Here is an 18,556-nt window from a genome sequence, read left to right on the forward strand (position 1 = left end):
GTATAGCGATAAAGGGCGGCTGGTGGCGTATCACTGCCATGCGGCCGTTCATCGCGAAGATAAATCCAACCGGCCCTGCCTTGTTTTCCCCCGGCCAGGCTCAAGGACGGGCACCGGTGTATCGTCGGCATGGATATGCGAACCGGCCAGAACATGCCGTTCAATCGCAGCAATCAGGGGCTCCATCAGGCTTGAACATTTGCCAACCCAGTTGGCCAGCAATGATCGGGGCAGCTCCATGCCGTCGCGGGCATAAATGCCGACTTGCCGGTACAACGGTACATGATCGGCATATTTCGAGACCAGCACATGGGCGAGAAGATTGGCCGTGGGCATGCCGCGCTCAATCGGCAGGGACGGGATCGTTTCGCGCACTTCAAGAAGACGGCCATTGGACAGGCGAACAGTCCATCAAAAAGTTTGCCACGACGGCTTTTCTGCCGGTCGGGAATCGTATTCTTCACGTGATTTTCGAAACAGATCCGAATTTTCAACAACCCATGTCCAAAGCGGGATCATGCGAATAAGCAGCCCCATTCCCAGCTCTGTCAGCTCGTATTCCACGCGTGGCGGCATCTCCACGAGATCATAGCGTGTGACCAGCCCATCCCTCTCAAGTTGACGGAGGGTACGTGTCAACATTCTCTGGGTAACGCCATGCATTCGTCGTCCGATATCCGCATGGCGTAGTCTGCCATAGACACCCAAGGTGTGGATGATGCCCAGAGACCATCTGTTCCCTGCGTGGGTCAGAACTTCGCGCCTTACTCCGTCTTCATCCTCGCGAAGACCGTCGCAGACAGCTTGAGAATAGCTCAGAATTTCGTCTCTGGTCATCTTCCCGCCCTCCGGTATCACGCGTGTGCCTTCTTACGACAGCTTTCGAACTATGTCATCTACCCGGTCATATCAACGATGAGATTAGGAAGGATTTACACGATGAACTCTTCGCAAACAGTCGACGCACAGTCGATCTTGGTCATTGGTGCCGGAGAACTCGGCATGCCGGTTCTGCGCAATCTTGCACGTAAAGCCAAGGCGCATGAAGGGGCAACGGTCAGCGTTCTCTTGCGGGCGGCCACCGTCGAATCCATCGACCCAGTGAAAAAGCGCGACGTCGCTGAAATGCGCACATTGGGGATCGAGATCGTACCCGGAGATATCCTTGCCGCTTCGATAAGCGAGCTGGCAGCGATCTTTGCGCCTTATGATACAGTGATCGGCTGCGCAGGCTTTTCCGCCGGTCGAAACACTCCAATGAAACTCGCAAAGGCTGCGCTTGAAGCCAACCTGCAGCGATATTTTCCTTGGCAGTTCGGTGTCGATTTCGACGTCATCGGTCGCGGCAGCCCCCAGGACCTGTTCGACGCCCAGATTGATGTGCGTGAACTCCTGCGCGGCCAGGACAAAACGGACTGGGTCGTAATTTCCACGGGAATGTTCACGAGCTTTTTATTCGAACCAATATTTGAGGTCGTTGATCTCAAAAAGAACGCGGTCCACGCGCTGGGCAGCCTGGATACGGAAGTTACACTAACGACCCCTGATGATATCGGTGCCTTGACCGCAGAGGTGGTCTTTGCTCAACCGGCGATCCGAAACGAGATCGTCTACCTTGCGGGTGACACGGTGACGTATGGGGAGGTTGCAGACAAGCTTCAGACTGTGCTTGGGCGTCCGTTTACGAAATCGGAATGGACAGTTCTTCAGCTCAAATCGGAGCTTGCACAGGACCCCGACAACCACATCAAGAAATATCGGGCTGTCTTTGCCGAAGGGAAGGGTGTGGCATGGCCCAAACGCGACAGCTTCAATGAGCGGAATGGCATCAATGTCACGACCGCTGAGGAGTGGATCAGAGAAAACCTTCGCTCCTAAGGGCGATGATACGGTCTACAGTCTCAGATGCTGTCGGGTTGTGGAGTTTCCTGGGTCGTGATGATTTCATCATTTCCGGCAAGAATGTTATCTTCTCTGGCGAAAATGTCATCTTTTGTGGCACTCGACAACAAGAGTGGTAGGCCCGGAGGGACTTGAACCCCCAACCAGACCGTTATGAGCGGTCGGCTCTAACCAATTGAGCTACGGGCCCCCAAGGGGGAAAAGAAAGGACCGCGCCAGCGGTTTGTACCGGCGCGGTCCCGAAAACTAGCGATTTTCAAGCCAAGGTCAAGCCCGAACGTCGCCTGATTTTTAATAATCGAGGAACGAGCGCAGCTTGCGCGAGCGTGACGGATGTTTGAGCTTACGCAGCGCCTTTGCTTCGATCTGGCGAATACGTTCGCGGGTCACCGAAAACTGCTGCCCGACTTCCTCAAGCGTATGGTCGGTATTCATGCCAATGCCAAAGCGCATGCGCAAAACACGTTCTTCACGCGGGGTCAATGACGCCAGAACCCGTGTCGTGGTTTCGCGCAAATTGGCCTGAATCGCCGCGTCAAGCGGTTGAACCGCGTTCTTGTCCTCGATGAAATCGCCCAGATGGCTGTCTTCCTCGTCGCCAATCGGCGTTTCGAGCGAGATCGGCTCCTTGGCAATTTTCAGGACCTTGCGAACCTTCTCCAGCGGCATTTGCAGCTTTTCGGCCAGTTCTTCCGGGGTCGGTTCGCGGCCGATTTCATGCAACATCTGGCGCGAGGTCCGCACCAGCTTGTTGATGGTTTCGATCATGTGAACCGGAATACGGATGGTCCGGGCCTGATCGGCAATCGAGCGGGTAATCGCCTGCCGGATCCACCAAGTCGCATAGGTCGAAAATTTATAGCCACGGCGATATTCAAATTTATCCACCGCCTTCATCAGGCCGATATTGCCTTCCTGAATCAGGTCAAGGAACTGAAGCCCGCGATTGGTGTATTTTTTGGCAATCGAAATCACAAGGCGCAGATTGGCCTCGATCATTTCCTTTTTGGCGCGCGCTGCTTCGCGCTCGCCCTTGTTGACCACGCCATAAACCCGGCGAAATTCGCCAATCGGCAAGCCGACCTCGGCCGAAACACCGCCGATTTCCTCGCGCAATTGCGCGATTTCTTCGGGATACCGTTCGATAAACGTCTTCCAGCCCTTGCCCGGCAGCGCCGAAACACGGTCCATCCAGTTCGGGTCAAGTTCATTGCCCTGATACTGTTTGACGAAATCCGGGCGTTTGATCTTGCACCGGTCGGCAAAGCGCAGAAGCTTGCCCTCAAGGCCCAGCAGCCGGTTGTTCAGGCCGGTCAGATGATCCAGAAGTTCTTCGATCCGGAAGTTGTTCAAATGAACATCTTCCATCAGATCGACCATTTCCTGTTTAAGCTTGTTATAGCGCTTTTCGGTTGCCGCCGGAACGGCTTCGCCCTTGTTCATCGCCACAAGGCGCTGTTCCTGCGCCTTGTGCAGCTTCTCATAGGTTTTGGCAACGCGATCAAATTTCTCAAGAACCTGCTCGGTCAGTTCCTCTTCCATTTTGGAAAGCGAAACATTGACCTGCTCGTTCTCGTCGTCGTCGTCGTCGTCGTCATCGGACCGGCGCACTTCTTCGCCGTCTTCTTCCGCGTCATCCGCGCTTTCGGCGTCTTCTTCCTCGTCGCCGTCTTCTTCCTCATCGCCGGATTTGGCAATTTTCACCGGTTTGGCCTCGACAACCGGTTCCGGCTTGATTTCCTTGACCGGGTCGGTCTTCACAAGCGGGGCCGCCGGGGCCAGAAGTTCCTCGTCGGAAACGTCTTCTTCCTCGGGTTCCTCGCCGCCCAGAACAACCGGGTCCGGCCCGCCACCATAGGTGGTTTCAAGGTCGATCACATCGCGCAACAACAGATTGCCGGCCTGAAGCTGGTCATGCCAGTTGACGATGGCGCGAATGGTCAGCGGGGATTCGCAAATCCCGCCAATCATCATTTCACGCCCGGCCTCGATCCGTTTGGCAATGGCAATTTCGCCTTCACGCGACAGCAGCTCGACACTGCCCATTTCGCGCAAATACATGCGCACCGGATCATCGGTGCGGCCAATATCATCTTCGGAGATGTTGCCCTTTGCTTCCGCATCCGGGTCATCCCGATCTACGGAGTCGCTGTCTTCCACCTCGTCATTCTCGACAACATTGATGCCCATCTCGTTCAGATTGGTCATCACATCTTCGATCTGTTCAGACGAAAAATGTTCGGACGGCAAGGCGGCGTTCAGTTCATCAACCGTAATGTGGCCATGCTCCTTGCCCTTGGCAACAAGCTTTTTGATGGCCGACTTGTATGTGTCGAGAAGAGGTCCGTCTGCGGTTTCAGAAGAGTTTTTTTTCTCTTCGGCGCTCGAAGTCTTAGACGACATCTATTCCCCGTTTCCCGCTAGGTACATATGTACCGTTGTTATCCCGTACGCTGCCATTCCACAGCGCAAATCACAAATAGCCCGATCCGCCGACCCTGTCACCACTGGCAACAACGATCAGTCGTCGAGCTTGAAGACATTTTCCCGGCGTCGGGCCTGATCCTCGCGACGATGCGAAAACCGTTCCCATTCCTCTTCGCTGACATCGGCGGCCAACTGACGGACGGCATATTGTGCCTCTTCGTCCTCCAGGGCGCTTACAGCCATCGAAAAAACCTGTTCCCAACCCGCTCTTGCCCGCTCCAGCGGCGTTTCGGGCCTGGCGAAAGCGGCGTGCGCGATAATATCGCTGCCAACCACCCGCAATACTGTCCGAGACAGCCCGTCGCGCTCCAAATGGGTCTTCACGGCTTCAAAATCAAGTCCGGGGTCACCATCCAGCAGCTTTAAGACGCCCCGCCGGAGATTGTCAAGTTCGGAGTCGACGCAACTGTAGATTCCCAGCCTTTCCCCGACATCATCATGAAGGTGGGGATGATTGATCAAAGTTGCCAGCAAGATACAATCCTGAACATATCGGCGCTTGCGCGTCGGGGAATGGGACATGCCCGGCACCGCCTTGCCCGCCGGTTCCCAGAAATAATCTTTTTTTCCGCGTCGGCCACCGGGCATGAATTTTTTGCCCCGCGCCCCGCCATTGCCATACCCCGCCCCGCCATTCCGGTTGCCGGTCCCCGCTTTGGGTTTTTCACCGCGAAAAAGCTGCCACACCCGGTCGCGGAACATATTTTGATACTGATGGCGCACCGCCTCGTCGCCAATCGCGGCGATTCGGTTGTGAATATCGGCCTCCAGCGCCGCCCGGCGTTCGGGCGTATCAATCGGCCGCCCGGCGGTATCGAGCCGCCACACCAGTTCCGCCAACGGCACCGCCGCATCCAGCAATTTACGAAACGCCGCAACCCCGTCGGCGGTTCCCACCATGCTGTCGGGGTCCTCGCCTTCGGGCAGGATCGAAAACCGCAAGGATTTCCCCGGCCGCAGGATCGGTATCGCCCGTTCTGCCGCCCGCACCGCCGCCCGTTTGCCCGCCGCATCGCCGTCCAGACACAGGACCGGCTCGTTGGTCATTTTCCACAATTCGCCGATTTGTTCTTCGGTCACTGCCGTTCCCAGCGGTGCCACCGCCCCACGATATCCGGCCCGGTGCAGGGCAATCACATCCATATAGCCCTCGGTCACAATGATCGGGGCATCCTGCCGGGCGGCTTCGCGCGCCTGCGGCAGGCCATACAGCAAGCTGCCCTTGTGAAACAGCGGCGTGTCGGGGCTATTCAGATATTTCGGCTTGGTATCGCCCATCACCCGCCCGCCAAAGGCCACCACCCGCCCGCGCCGGTCCAGAATCGGAAACATCACCCGGCCGCGAAACCGGTCATAGGATTGCCGGTCTTCCCCTTCGGGATCAATCAGCAACCCGGCCTCGATCATCGCGCCCTCGTCAATGTCCTCGCGTTTCAGGGCGGCTTTCAGCGCCCCGCGGCTGTCGGGCGCAAAACCAAGGCGAAACGCCGCAATGGTGCCATCGTCCAGCCCGCGCCGATGAAAATAATCCAGCCCTTCGCGGCCTTCGGGCATCCGCAATGTGCGTTCATAAAACACACAGGCCGCCTCCATCACCTCATAAAGGGTTTTGGCCTTTTTTTCGCGTTCTTCGGCTTCGCGGGACTGTTTGGGAACCTCCATGCCAACCTGATTGGCCAGCATTTCCACCGCCTCGACAAAGGTCAGCCCGCGATTATTCATCAAAAAGCTGATGACATCGCCATGCGCCCCACAGCCAAAGCAATGGTAAAAACCCTTTTGCTCGTTGACGGTAAAGGATGGCGATTTTTCACTATGGAACGGGCACAGCCCGGAATATTCGCGCCCACGCTTGATGAGCTTCACGGACGTTCCGACGATATCCGCCAGCCCGACCCGTGCCCGCAAATCGTCCAGAAACGACTGGGGAAAACTCATGGTGCCGTGATCCCTTTATTCCGATGTTTTCCCGCAATGATCCGGGACGACAAAAGCCGGACGCATCCGCATCCGGCTTTACAGTCTAATCGCAGCGATGCCATCAGCCCAGAAGCTTTTTGGCAACTCCGCCTGCCTTGCCAAAATCCATCTGGCCGCCAAATTTGTCGCGCAGGGCCGCCATGGTGCGCCCCATATCCTTCAAACAGGTCGCCCCCAGATCGGCAACCACGCCGCGTACGGCGGCCTCGATCTCGGCATCGGACATCTGTTTGGGCAGGAATTTTTCAATCACGACGATTTCGGATGCTTCCTGATCCGCCAGATCGGCGCGATTGCCCTTGGTATACATTTCGATGCTTTCGCGGCGCTGTTTGACCATCGCCTGAAGCAGGGCCAGAATTTCCTCATCGGGAATGCCGTCCTGATTGCCCTCACCCCGTGCGGCAATATCGCGGTCCTTCAGGGCCGCAATGATCAGACGCACTGTGGTAACGGTAACCGTATCCTTGGCAAGGACGGCTTTTTTCAATGCGTCACTCAACTGTGATCGCAGCATGGCCTGTCTCTGATTCTGTGAAAGAAAGGAGTGAACATACCCCAAAACCCGCCCCCAGGCAAAGAAAACATACCGACATAAGCCATTGATTATAAACGATAAATAAAAACAAGGATGCGTCCTTGACAGGCACGCCCGCATCCCGTAGACATCCGCCAATTTGCCCGCCCGATTAAGGATTTGCCCCGCTTTTGGCATGTTATCGCAATGATGGCGACCCTGTGCGCCGGTCGATTGAGACAACACCGAAACCATGCGGCACATTTGCATGTCTGGCATACGCGGCAAATCAGGACCATGTCTATCGGTCCGGATATGATTGTTATATATAAAGACTCCGTGTCTCACCGTGGATAAATCGAAAGGACATTCACCGATGTCAGCGCCCACGCACACCCCGCCGCCCGGCGCCACCGCCGTTCTCGTTCTTGCCGATGGTTCGGTCTTTTGGGGACGCGGGGCCGGTGCCCGTGGCGAGGTGGTTGGTGAAGTCTGTTTCAACACCTCGATCACCGGCTATCAGGAAATCATGACCGACCCGTCCTATGCCGGACAGATCATCAGTTTCACCTTCCCCCATATCGGCAATGTCGGCACCAACGACGAAGATATCGAAAATACCAGCCCGGTCGCCCTTGGCTGCATCCTGCGCCAGGACATCACCGAACCGTCAAATTACCGCGCCACCGGCCATTACAATGACTGGCTGGCCAAATATAACCGGGTGGCGATTTGCGGTATTGATACCCGTCAACTGACCAAACGCATCCGCGACGAAGGGGCGCCGACCGGTGTGATCTGCCACAATCCCGATGGCATCTTCGATATCCCCGCCCTGATCGCCCGTGCACAGGAATGGCCCGGCCTCGAAGGCATGGATCTTGCCATCGAAAACAGTTGCACCACCGGCTATGAATGGGAAGAAACCCTGTGGTCGATCAAGGGCGGTTACGGCAAGATCGGCAATGCCCGCCATCATGTCGTCGCCATCGATTACGGCATCAAACGCAATATCCTGCGCAATCTGGCCGCCCTTGAATGCAAGGTATCGGTGGTCCCGGCCCAGACATCGGCCGAAGACATTCTGGCGATGAACCCCGACGGGGTGTTTTTGTCAAACGGCCCCGGCGACCCGGCGGCAACCGGCGTTTATGCGGTGCCGACCATCAAAAAACTGATTGCCTCGGGCAAGCCGGTCTTTGGCATTTGTCTGGGTCATCAGATGATGGCGCTTGCCCTGGGGGCGACCACCCGCAAAATGACGGTCGGCCATCGCGGGGCCAACCACCCGGTCAAGGATGTCACGACCGGGGTGGTGGAAATCACCAGCCAGAATCACGGCTTTGTCGTCGATAAAGACAGCCTGCCTGCCAATGTCGAAGCCACGCATTTCTCGTTGTTTGACGGATCGCTGGCCGGTCTGCGCCTGCGGGACAAGCCGGTCTTTGCCGTGCAATATCACCCCGAAGCCTCGCCAGGACCGCATGACAGTCATTATTTGTTCAAACGTTTTGTTGACCTGATCGACGCCGCGAAGGCCTGACCTTCGCGCAGACGCCACGATACGCAACGACGGACTCCATTGCGGCGGGCAACGCCCGTTACGCCAAAAGCGGAAAAAGACATGCCGAAACGTACAGATATCAAATCCATCCTTATCATCGGGGCAGGCCCGATCGTCATTGGTCAGGCCTGTGAATTTGACTATTCCGGCGCGCAGGCGTGCAAGGCCCTGAAGGAAGAAGGTTACCGGGTTATTCTGGTCAATTCCAACCCGGCCACCATCATGACCGACCCCAATCTGGCCGATGCCACCTATATCGAACCGATCACCCCTGAAATGGTCACCAAGATCATCGAAAAGGAACGCCCGGACGCGCTGTTGCCGACCATGGGCGGGCAAACCGCGCTCAATACCGCGCTGGCCCTGTCCGATGACGGCACGCTCGACAAATATGGCGTCGAAATGATCGGCGCCAAAAAGGACGTGATCCGCAAGGCCGAAGACCGCCTGCTGTTTCGCGATGCCATGGACAAGATCGGCCTTGAAAGTGCGCGTTCCGCCATGGTGCGCACCTATGAAGAAGCCCTGGCCGCCCTTGAACATACCGGCCTTCCGGCCATCATCCGCCCCAGCTTTACCCTGGGCGGCGAAGGCGGCGGCATTGCCTATAACCGCGAAGAATTTGAACAGATCGTGCGCAACGGTCTGGCCATTTCCCCAACCCACGAAGTGCTGATCGAAGAAAGCATTCTGGGCTGGAAAGAATATGAGATGGAAGTCGTCCGCGACCATTCGGACAATTGCATCATCATCTGTTCGATTGAAAATGTCGATCCGATGGGCATTCACACCGGCGATTCAATCACCGTCGCCCCGGCCCTGACCCTGACCGACAAGGAATATCAGATCATGCGCGACGCATCGCTGGCGGTGCTGCGCGAAATCGGCGTCGATACCGGCGGGTCAAACGTGCAATTCGCCGTCAATCCCGTTGATGGCCGTCTGATTGTCATTGAAATGAATCCGCGGGTGTCGCGGTCATCCGCGCTGGCCTCCAAGGCCACCGGCTTCCCGATTGCCAAAATCGCGGCCAAGCTGGCGGTCGGCTATCGCCTTGATGAACTCGATAACGACATTACCGGCGTCACCCCGGCCTCGTTCGAACCGACGATTGATTATGTCGTCACCAAAATTCCGCGCTTTACCTTTGAAAAATTCCCCGGCGCACAGGCCTTGCTTGGCACTGCGATGAAATCGGTTGGCGAAGCCATGTCGATTGGCGGCTCCTTTGCCGAAAGCCTGCAAAAAGGCCTGCGGTCGATGGAAACCGGCCTGACCGGGTTGAATGAAGTCAAAATCGAAGGCGCCCCGGATAAATCGGCGATCCGCGCACAGCTGACGCAACCGATCCCGTTCCGCATTCTCTATGCCGCACAGGCATTTCGTTATGGCCTGACCCTTGACGAAATTCAATCGGCCACGAAATTTGATCCGTGGTATCTGCGTCAGATTGAAATGCTGGTCACCGAAGAAGAATCCATTCGCGCCAATGGCCTGCCCAAAGACCGGCACGGTTTCCTGCGCCTGAAAAAACTCGGTTTCTCCGATGCCCGTCTGGCCGAACTGACCGGTGCCGACGAAGACGATGTGCGCGCCGCCCGTCACGGCCTCAAACTGCATCCGGTTTACAAGCGTATCGATACCTGTGCCGCCGAATTTCCGTCGCGGACCTCCTATATGTATTCGATTTACGAAGGCGACGGTTTCAACGAACCGGAAAACGAAGCCGAAGTCACGGACCGGAAAAAGGCGATCATTCTGGGCGGCGGTCCCAACCGCATCGGTCAGGGCATCGAATTTGACTATTGCTGCGTCCACGCCGCCTATGCGCTCCGCGAAGCCGGGATCGAGGCGATCATGGTCAATTGCAACCCGGAAACGGTTTCAACCGATTATGACACCTCTGATCGCCTGTATTTTGAACCGCTGACCGCCGAAGACGTTCTGGAACTGTGCCTGCAAGAACAGGCCAAAGGCGAATTGATGGGCGTCATCGTACAATATGGCGGGCAGACGCCGCTGAAACTTTCTGCCGCCCTTGAAAAGGCCGGCATTCCGATCCTCGGCACCAGCCCCGACAGCATCGACCTTGCCGAAGACCGCGACCGGTTTCAGGACCTGATCAAAAAACTCGGCCTCAAACAACCGGCCAACGGCATTGCCCGGTCGGTGGACGAGGCGGTCAAGATTGCCGAAAATATCGGCTATCCGGTGGTGATCCGCCCCAGTTACGTTCTGGGCGGCCGGGCGATGGAAATCGTCCATACCACCCAGGATTTGCTGCGCTATATGACCGAGGCGGTGCAGGTCTCGGGCAAAAGCCCGGTCCTGATCGACAGTTTCCTGCAAGACGCCATCGAAATTGATGCCGATGCGGTATCGGATGGCACCGATGTTTTTGTTGCCGGAATCATGCAGCATATCGAAGAAGCTGGCATTCATTCGGGCGATTCCGCCTGTTCGCTGCCGCCCTATTCGCTGGACGCCGCCATGATCGACCGTCTCAAGGCCCAGACCGTACAACTGGCCAAGGCGCTCAATGTCGTCGGCCTGATGAATGTGCAATATGCGATCAAGGATGACGATATCTATCTGATCGAAGTCAATCCGCGGGCCTCGCGCACCGTGCCGTTTGTTGCCAAGGCCACCGGCAATGCGATTGCCAAGATCGGCGCACGGATCATGGCCGGTGAAAAACTCGCCGATTTCAAGATCAATCACGGCCCGTTCAAACATATCGCCGTCAAAGAGGCCGTCTTCCCCTTCAACCGCTTCCCCGGTGTCGATACCTTGCTGGGACCGGAAATGCGGTCAACCGGCGAAGTCATGGGTCTGGATACCGATTTTGGCCGGGCTTTTGCCAAGGCACAAATGGCGGCCGGTCACAAATTGCCGCTGGGCGGCAAGATTTTTGTCTCGGTCAAGGACTATGACAAACCCGCCGCTGTTCAACTGGCCCGCGATGCGATTGCCATGGGCTTTGCCATTGTTGCCACCCGGGGCACGGCAGATGTCCTTGAAAAAGAAGGACTGGACGTCACACCGGTCAATAAGGTACAGGATGGACGTCCCCATATCGTGGATATGATGAAGAATGGCGATATCGATCTGGTGTTCAACACCACCGAAAGCAAACAGGCGCTGGTTGACAGTTTTTCAATCCGCCGCACTGCGCTGACCAACGCCATTCCTTATTATACGACCATTGCCGGGGCGCGGGCCACTTTGCGCGCCATCGACAATCTGAAACGCGGCGCTCTTGCAGTGCAGACCGTTCAGGCCTATCTTGGGGATGACTACTAGTCCTGCGACCCCGCAGAACAGTATCGAAAAGTTTCAGACCGCCCGGCGGTGATAGCCGGGCGGTTGATTTTGTAATATTGGCATTTGCAACAAGGCGTGAGCGCGATGGAAAAAGTACCAATGACCCCCCAGGGGCATCAGCGTCTCGAACAGGAACTGAAGCACCTGAAATCGGTTGAACGTCTTGAGATCATCAAGGCGATTTCCGATGCACGCGAACATGGCGATCTTTCGGAGAACGCCGAATATCATGCCGCGCGTGAACGCCAAAGCTTCTGCGAAGGCCGCATTGCCGAACTCGAAGATGTGCTGAGCCGCTCCGAAGTGATCGATGTACCGTCGCTGGCCGGATCCATCATCAAATTTGGCGCGACCGTCACCATGGTCGATGAAGACACCGACGAGGAAACCACCTATCAGGTGGTCGGCCAGATCGAAGCCGACATCAATGCCGGTCGCATCTCGACCACCTCGCCGATCGGCCGGGCGCTGATTGGCAAATCGGTCGGGGAATCGGTCGAGGTCACGGTGCCCGGCGGCACCAAAGCCTACGAAATCCTGTCGGTCACCTTCGCCTGATCTGAAAATCACCCGCGATGTAACGGCCCGATGACCCCTCATCGGGCCGTTTTTGTTTATGGAACCCTGCCATGCCGTCCCGTTTTGATATCCGCCCGGCCCGGCCCGGCGATTGCGCCGTGATTGCCGCCATGTCCAATGCCATCCATGCCGAACATGACTATCCCGGCATCCCCCATAGCGAAGACAGCATCCGCGACATGATGTTCGGGGATCGTCCGATCCTTGAAAGCCTGCTGGTTCAGGATGGCAATGGCAATGATGCCCCGGTCATCGGGCAGGCCCTGTTTCAGGAATTTTATAATCCCGACCTGTCCGCACGCGGCCTGTGGCTGACCGAACTTTATGTCATGCCCGCATACCGGTCCGCCAAAATCGGCGGAAAACTGATGACTGCCCTTGCCGCCGAGGCCCTGCGGCGCAACGCCGTCTCAATCTGGTGGACGGTCCTTGCCGACAATATAAAAGCCTGCCGGTTTTATCAGCGACTGGGCGCGATTGATGCCGGGGCGGTTCTGTATGAAATTGATGGCGATGCCCTGCGCAATCTGGCACAGCAGCCCTGAAAATCAAACCCGGTCAAAACCGGAAATTCAGTCTTCGCCATCCAGATCAATCGGCACGCCCGGTTCGCTTTTGGCGGTGCGAATCGACAGGGCCGATTTGACGTGATTGACGTTTTCCGCCATCGTCAGTTGGGTCGTCAGGAATTTCTGATATTCGTCCCAGCTATGCGATACGATTTTCAACAAAAAATCCATATCACCCGCCACCATGTGGCATTCGCGAACTTCCGGCCACGCCGCCGCACGGGCTTCAAAGGCCCGCAAATCATGTTCGGCTTGGCTGGCCAGCCCGACCAGCGCAAACACCGTCACATTATATCCCAGCGCCTGGGCATCGACATCGGCGTGATAGCCCTGAATAAACCCGGCTTCTTCCAGCGCACGCACACGACGCAAACAGGGCGGCGCCGATATCCCGGCGCGGCGCGCCAGTTCAACATTGGTCATCCGGCCGTCTTCCTGAAGATCGCGCAAAATTCTGCGGTCGATCCTGTCGAGTTTGACCCGTTGCATGTATTCCTCAATTCTGTGCGCTGATATCACCCTGTACGAAACAATATTACAGGGGGGCAATGTGCTGGCAATAATATATTCTGTGCCAGAATGCAATCTGACCCATGTAACAATTGCTAACAATTCGCAAAATCCGTGCCGTTCCGGCACCCGACCCGCAAAATCTTGTGGCAAAATCCTGTTTTGGGCGGTTGCGCCCCGGCGCATGTGCCCATATGTTCGACGCCAGTTTCATCCATCAAGACAGCAAAGAACATGGCCCAGACACATCACACCAAAGTCCTGATCATCGGTTCCGGCCCGGCGGGTTATACCGCCGCCATCTATGCCGCGCGCGCCAATCTTGAACCCATGATGGTCATGGGGTTGCAGCCGGGCGGGCAGTTGACCATCACCACCGATGTTGAAAACTATCCGGGCTTTGCCGATGTCATTCAGGGGCCGTGGCTGATGGAGCAAATGAAAGCCCAAGCCGAACATGTCGGCACCAAAATGGCCCATGACCTGATTGTCGATGTCGATTTTTCCAAACGCCCCTTTGTCTGCAAGGGCGATTCCGGCGACAGTTACGTTGCCGAAAGCGTGATCATCACCACCGGGGCGCAGGCCCGCTGGCTCGGCCTGCCCGGCGAGGCAAAATACAATGGCCGCGGTGTATCGGCCTGTGCGACCTGTGACGGGTTTTTCTATCGCAACAAACCGGTTGTCGTGGTCGGCGGCGGCAATACCGCCGTGGAAGAAGCCCTCTATCTCGCCGGAATTTGCAGCAAGGTGACGCTGGTCCATCGCCGCGATGAATTGCGTGCCGAAAAAATGTTGCAGGACCGCCTGTTCAATCACGACAAAATCGATGTGATCTGGGACAGCGTGATCGACGATATTCTGGGCGGCGACGGCCCGATGGACGGGGTCGAAGGCGTTCGCCTGCGCAATATCAAAACCGATGCGCTGACCGATATCGCCGCCGACGGATTTTTCGTTGCCATCGGCCATGATCCGGCAACCAGGGTGTTTCAGGGCCATATCACGATGGACCCGGAAAATTACATTCTGGTGCAACCCGGCACGACGCGCACCAATGTCGCCGGTGTTTTCGCCGCTGGCGATGTCACCGACAAAATTTACCGTCAGGCCGTCACTGCGGCGGGGATGGGCTGTATGGCCGCGTTGGAGGCCGAAAAATTCATCGCCGAACATCAAGGCTGATTTTGCCTGTTGTCCGATCCCTCAAACGGCACCCGTCAAACGGTGCCGTTTTTGATGGGCCTGCCCCTAAAAACACATTGCCTGCTTGCACATCCTCACAAAGGCCTCATATTAGATCATTAATCCGGTCAGCTTAACCGGCTGGAAACCATATGACTTTAAAAACAGGACAGTATCAGGGGACCATCGTTGGGACCACGCGATGGTGACAAAGGAGCAGGTCAATGGATTGGGACAAACTGCGTGTTTTTCACGCTGTTGCCGAGGCGGGAAGTTTTACCCATGCGGGGGAAAACCTTAATCTCAGCCAGTCAGCGGTCAGCCGCCAGATCAGCGCACTGGAAGACAGCGTCAAAGTCCCGCTGTTTCACCGCCATGCCCGCGGTCTGATCCTGACCGAACAGGGCGAACTTCTCTATCGCACCGCCCATGATGTCTTTGCCAAACTGTCGATGGCCGAGGCCCGCATTCGCGAATCGCGCGAACGGCCCAGCGGCCCGTTAAAGGTCACGACCACCGTTGCCTTTGGTTCCACCTGGCTGACCCCGCGCATCAACGAATTTCTGGAACGCTATCCCGATATCGAATTGTCGCTGGTTCTTCATGATCAGGAACTCGATCTGGCGATGCGCGAGGCCGATGTTGCCATTCGCATGATGCCGCCGCGTCAGGCCGATCTGGTGCAACGGCAATTGATGACCTTGCGCTATCATGTCTTTGCCTCGCCGGAATATCTCAAAATTCATGGCGTGCCGAAAAAACCCGAAGACATCAAAAATCACCGCCTGATCATTTATGGCGAGGATGCCCGCCCGCCGGTATCAAACGTCAACTGGATGATGAATGTCGCCCGGCAGTTCAAACCCGATATGCGGGCAATCCTGAAACTCAACAATATCTATGGCATTTTCCGCGCCACCGAATCGGGTCTGGGCATTTCGGCCCTGCCCGATTATCTGGTGCCCGCCGACAGCAATCTGGTCCGTATCCTGCCCGAACTCGAAGGGCCCAGTTTTGACGCCTATTTCGTCTATCCCGAAGAATTGCGCCATTCCAAACGCATCGGCGTGTTCCGCGATTTCCTGATTGAAAAAATCAACGAGGCCAAGGCCCGTGTCACCGGCATTCCGGACTGATCCCCTCCGGGGAAAATCCCGAACCACCCTTCAAACGTCCGCCTGGCAAAGGCGGGCGTTTTGCATGAAGGCCATCTGCCCGGCTGTGCCATGACAGACTGACATAATGTCTTCATATTGTTGTCATTTTTCCGCCATGCAGAAAACGCATGGTTGCTGTGTCGCATTTCTATTTTTAAACGTTACAGACCACACATATATTCACATCTGCGGTTGTTAGCGCCTGCACATACGGGCTTGCTCCCAACCGCTCCGATCAGTCCCTCCTGATCCGTCCGGCCGGAACGTTATCCGGTCTGGAATCCCCAAGATTCCCCGTCTTCCGGACGTTAAAGCCTCCCTGTTGATCCTGCCGGTAACCTTTCGGGGTTACCGGCTTTTTTTTTCGCAGTCGCACATAAAATTCTGCCCCGCCCCCCTTGCGTCCGGATTGTGGCTCGACCTTTCGGAAAATTTATTGTTTTATTTCAGATTATTAACCGCCAGTTGGAACCTGTTTTAGCTTTATGCGTTTTACGCATGGCAGAAGGATCAATTTGTCAGTGGTACTTTGCCGATAAATTGCTATCTTCCCTCTCGAACCACAGCGGCAAACACCGCACCGTGGTAACAGATTTCTCCCTGACCGATTTTCCGGTCTTGGTCGGGCTCCCAGCCCGGCCACCCAGGGCCCCGAGAGGGGTCCTACGTCTCCCAGACGTGAAGCCTCCCTGATAAACTTGCCGGGCACATTGTTGCCCGGCTTTTTTTTGTCCTGAATCTCCTCCCACACAAACCCGTGACGCCCCGCGATCATCGGCCCCTTGGCAGAACCGCCATTGCCCGCCACACTGCATCGCCCCGGCGTCCTGGTCCGGGGGCAAGCAAGGGGGCCGCACACCACATGAAAACCGATATCGCCGAATTCCTGTTTGGCAAGGCCCCCAAGGCCGGCCTGCCCGACCGCGTGACCGAGGCCATCGCCCGGCAGCAACGCCAAAGCGAAAAGCTGATCGGTTGGGTGCAGTTATTATTAATGGTGATTTTCGCCAGCCTCTATACCATCACCCCCAAAACCGCGATGAATCAGGGTTTTCATCCGGTGCCGTGGGCGCTCGCCCTTTATTTTGTCTTTACCCTGACCCGGCTGGGGCTGTCCTGGCGCATGGCGCTGGCCGACTGGTTTCTGACCCTCTCGGTCATCGCCGATATCGGGCTTTTGATGGTGCTGATCTGGAGCTTCCACATCCAGTATATGCAGCCCGCCAGTTTCTATCTTAAAGCGCCGACCATGATGTATGTCTTTATCTTTATCGCGTTGCGCGCCCTGCGGTTTGATCCGCGCTATATCCTGCTGGCCGGGGGGACGGCCGCCCTTGGCTGGTTGGCGCTGGTGTTTTATGTGATCTGGAGCGAGGGCGGGCAGAGCATGATCACCCGCAATTACGTCACCTATCTGACCTCCAATTCCATCCTGATCGGGGCCGAGATCGACAAGATCATCGCCATTCTGATGGTGTCGGGCATTCTGGCGATTGCGGTTTTGCGCGCACAGCGGTCGTTTCAACGCGCCGTCTCCGATGAAATTGCCGCCCGCGACCTGTCGCGCTTTGTCTCGCGCGAGGTGGCCGCCCGCATCACCCATGCCGATCAGCAAATCCGCGCCGGGGATGGTGAATCGGTCCATGCCACCGTGATGTTTACCGATATCGAAGGCTTTTCAACCCTCTCGGAAACCCTGACCCCGCAGGAACTGGCCCGGATGCTTAATGACTATTTCGCCGCCACCAATGCGGTGATCGAACAATATGGCGGCGTCATCAACCAGTTTGAGGGCGACGCCATGCTGATCACCTTCAACGCCGTCACCCCGGACCCGGACCATGCCCGCAAGGCGGTCCTGACCGCCCTTGGCATTCAGAAAACCTGTCGGGAAACCGTGTTTTGCCATGGTGGTTATCTGAAAACGCGCTGTGGTATCAATACCGGCAATGTTGTCGTCGGGGCGATTGGATCGCAGGACCGCCTGACCTTCACCGTGCATGGCGATACCGTCAATATCGCCGCCCGCCTTGAACAGATGAACAAACAGTTCGGCACTTTTGTCCTGACAACCGGCGAAACCTTGCAAGCCTGTGGCGAAACCCCGCCCTTTGAAAGCCACCCCCGCGGCGACGTCACCGTGCGCGGGCGCAGCACCCCTACCGCAATTTTCAGCATTGAGGAAATTGGCAAGGTCACCCCATAAAAAAAGAGCGGGGCGGGGTTTGAAACCCGCCCCGTCTTTGGGGGACAGTTGGTCTTGGGGAGACCTTAATGCCAAACGCGCCGTTCGACCCTGGGGTGCAGATGCTGCGGGGGACAGCAAATTGGGGTCCCGGTGTTTGCGAGGGAGGGACGCACACCGGTTGTCGCGTTTGACAATTGTGACTATGCCCGATAATTGCGGCATGAAAACCAGCGACTTAAGACCATTTCAGGGCAAATAAAGGCAAAAGAAGACAACCCGGAAAAACGCAAAAAAGAAGGGGCGGGGTTTGAAACCCGCCCCATTTTCGGGGTCAAATGGTCTTGGGGAGACCGATCAGTTCGAGGCGTCATTTGCTCTCTCACGGGGGACGATAAAGAGCGTCGGTAACGCTTGAGGGGGGACAGAAATGTTCCGACAACCACCTCGTCTGACATTCCCAATATGACTTGGGATTAAGGCCGGAAAACAGGCCGGTTAAGGTGATTTCAGGGCAGATCATGGCGAAATAAAGGCACATCTTTCAAAACCTGAAATAGAAAGCCTGTCACCGGCCATCAATTTTCCTTGCTGTTG

At 56.5% G+C, this 18,556-nt stretch carries 13 protein-coding genes, 1 tRNA gene and 1 pseudogene; 8 read left to right on the forward strand and 7 right to left on the reverse strand.

The annotated features are described in order from the left end of the window. Positions 1 to 375: pseudogene (locus tag Q8O73_RS03465) on the reverse strand (transposase); the annotation flags it as partial. A gap of 36 nt (positions 376 to 411) precedes the next feature. Beyond that, positions 412 to 837 carry a helix-turn-helix domain-containing protein gene (locus Q8O73_RS03470; RefSeq protein WP_305555025.1) on the reverse strand — a complete coding sequence of 142 codons (426 nt, stop codon included), beginning with the start codon at positions 835 to 837 and terminating at the stop codon, positions 412 to 414. A 102-nt stretch (positions 838 to 939) separates the two neighbouring features. Here Q8O73_RS03470 and Q8O73_RS03475 point away from each other — a divergent pair, with 102 nt between their 5' ends. After that, positions 940 to 1,878 (forward strand): aromatic alcohol reductase, encoded by a 939-nt coding sequence (locus tag Q8O73_RS03475; RefSeq protein ID WP_305555027.1) that lies wholly within the window; start codon positions 940 to 942, stop codon positions 1,876 to 1,878. Between the two features lie 137 nt (positions 1,879 to 2,015). Here Q8O73_RS03475 and Q8O73_RS03480 read toward each other — a convergent pair. From Q8O73_RS03480 to Q8O73_RS03495, 4 genes are all read right to left on the reverse strand, one after another. After that, a tRNA-Ile gene (locus Q8O73_RS03480) sits at positions 2,016 to 2,092 on the reverse strand. Between the two features lie 101 nt (positions 2,093 to 2,193). Beyond that, on the reverse strand, positions 2,194 to 4,305 hold the full coding sequence (gene rpoD, locus Q8O73_RS03485) for an RNA polymerase sigma factor RpoD (protein WP_305555029.1): 2,112 nt from the start codon (positions 4,303 to 4,305) through the stop codon (positions 2,194 to 2,196). 117 nt (positions 4,306 to 4,422) lie between these two features. Further along, positions 4,423 to 6,327, reverse strand: coding sequence for a DNA primase (gene dnaG / locus Q8O73_RS03490; RefSeq protein WP_305555031.1), 1,905 nt, complete (start codon positions 6,325 to 6,327; stop codon positions 4,423 to 4,425). A 103-nt stretch (positions 6,328 to 6,430) separates the two neighbouring features. Beyond that, a complete protein-coding gene (locus tag Q8O73_RS03495) occupies positions 6,431 to 6,886 on the reverse strand; it encodes a GatB/YqeY domain-containing protein (protein WP_305555033.1) in 456 nt (151 codons plus the stop codon). Positions 6,887 to 7,262: 376 nt separating this feature from the next. Between Q8O73_RS03495 and carA the strand changes: the two genes are divergently transcribed. The 4 genes from carA (at position 7,263) to Q8O73_RS03515 (ending at position 12,898) form a co-directional block, all read left to right on the forward strand. Further along, positions 7,263 to 8,429, forward strand: coding sequence for a glutamine-hydrolyzing carbamoyl-phosphate synthase small subunit (gene carA / locus Q8O73_RS03500; RefSeq protein ID WP_305555035.1), 1,167 nt, complete (start codon positions 7,263 to 7,265; stop codon positions 8,427 to 8,429). 81 nt (positions 8,430 to 8,510) lie between these two features. Next, positions 8,511 to 11,753, forward strand: a complete 3,243-nt coding sequence (gene carB / locus Q8O73_RS03505; RefSeq protein WP_305555037.1) for a carbamoyl-phosphate synthase large subunit — start codon at positions 8,511 to 8,513, stop codon at positions 11,751 to 11,753. A 105-nt stretch (positions 11,754 to 11,858) separates the two neighbouring features. Continuing rightward, on the forward strand, positions 11,859 to 12,332 hold the full coding sequence (gene greA, locus Q8O73_RS03510) for a transcription elongation factor GreA (protein ID WP_305555040.1): 474 nt from the start codon (positions 11,859 to 11,861) through the stop codon (positions 12,330 to 12,332). Positions 12,333 to 12,403: 71 nt separating this feature from the next. Beyond that, positions 12,404 to 12,898, forward strand: a complete 495-nt coding sequence (locus tag Q8O73_RS03515; RefSeq protein WP_305555043.1) for a GNAT family N-acetyltransferase — start codon at positions 12,404 to 12,406, stop codon at positions 12,896 to 12,898. Between the two features lie 27 nt (positions 12,899 to 12,925). Here the strand turns inward: Q8O73_RS03515 and Q8O73_RS03520 are convergent, their stop codons facing one another. Then, complete coding sequence (locus Q8O73_RS03520) at positions 12,926 to 13,411, reverse strand: Lrp/AsnC family transcriptional regulator (RefSeq protein WP_305555046.1); 486 nt, start codon at positions 13,409 to 13,411, stop codon at positions 12,926 to 12,928. A 255-nt stretch (positions 13,412 to 13,666) separates the two neighbouring features. On the opposite strand from Q8O73_RS03520, the gene trxB reads away from it, so the two are divergent. From trxB to Q8O73_RS03535, 3 genes are all read left to right on the forward strand, one after another. Continuing rightward, the gene (gene trxB, locus Q8O73_RS03525) at positions 13,667 to 14,617 is read left to right on the forward strand and encodes a thioredoxin-disulfide reductase (protein WP_305555049.1); all 951 of its coding nucleotides are present in this window, start codon (positions 13,667 to 13,669) and stop codon (positions 14,615 to 14,617) included. A gap of 224 nt (positions 14,618 to 14,841) precedes the next feature. Then, positions 14,842 to 15,753, forward strand: a complete 912-nt coding sequence (locus Q8O73_RS03530) for a LysR family transcriptional regulator (protein ID WP_305555052.1) — start codon at positions 14,842 to 14,844, stop codon at positions 15,751 to 15,753. Positions 15,754 to 16,636: 883 nt separating this feature from the next. Then, entirely contained in the window at positions 16,637 to 17,980 is a 1,344-nt protein-coding gene (locus tag Q8O73_RS03535) for an adenylate/guanylate cyclase domain-containing protein (RefSeq protein WP_305555055.1), read from the forward strand. Positions 17,981 to 18,556 lie beyond the last annotated feature (576 nt).

The organism is Thalassospira sp., from assembly GCF_030690045.1.
Taxonomy (GTDB): Bacteria; Pseudomonadota; Alphaproteobacteria; order Rhodospirillales; family Thalassospiraceae; genus Thalassospira.

Bases quoted from the DNA above. Each gene is read 5' to 3' on its own strand.
- Q8O73_RS03470 (WP_305555025.1), bottom strand. From the start codon at position 837: ATGACCAGAGACGAAATTCTGAGCTATTCTCAAGCTGTCTGCGACGGT.
- Q8O73_RS03475 (WP_305555027.1), top strand. From the start codon at position 940: ATGAACTCTTCGCAAACAGTCGACGCACAGTCGATCTTGGTCATTGGT.
- rpoD (WP_305555029.1), bottom strand. From the start codon at position 4,305: ATGTCGTCTAAGACTTCGAGCGCCGAAGAGAAAAAAAACTCTTCTGAA.
- dnaG (WP_305555031.1), bottom strand. From the start codon at position 6,327: ATGAGTTTTCCCCAGTCGTTTCTGGACGATTTGCGGGCACGGGTCGGG.
- Q8O73_RS03495 (WP_305555033.1), bottom strand. From the start codon at position 6,886: ATGCTGCGATCACAGTTGAGTGACGCATTGAAAAAAGCCGTCCTTGCC.
- carA (WP_305555035.1), top strand. From the start codon at position 7,263: ATGTCAGCGCCCACGCACACCCCGCCGCCCGGCGCCACCGCCGTTCTC.
- carB (WP_305555037.1), top strand. From the start codon at position 8,511: ATGCCGAAACGTACAGATATCAAATCCATCCTTATCATCGGGGCAGGC.
- greA (WP_305555040.1), top strand. From the start codon at position 11,859: ATGGAAAAAGTACCAATGACCCCCCAGGGGCATCAGCGTCTCGAACAG.
- Q8O73_RS03515 (WP_305555043.1), top strand. From the start codon at position 12,404: ATGCCGTCCCGTTTTGATATCCGCCCGGCCCGGCCCGGCGATTGCGCC.
- Q8O73_RS03520 (WP_305555046.1), bottom strand. From the start codon at position 13,411: ATGCAACGGGTCAAACTCGACAGGATCGACCGCAGAATTTTGCGCGAT.
- trxB (WP_305555049.1), top strand. From the start codon at position 13,667: ATGGCCCAGACACATCACACCAAAGTCCTGATCATCGGTTCCGGCCCG.
- Q8O73_RS03530 (WP_305555052.1), top strand. From the start codon at position 14,842: ATGGATTGGGACAAACTGCGTGTTTTTCACGCTGTTGCCGAGGCGGGA.
- Q8O73_RS03535 (WP_305555055.1), top strand. From the start codon at position 16,637: ATGAAAACCGATATCGCCGAATTCCTGTTTGGCAAGGCCCCCAAGGCC.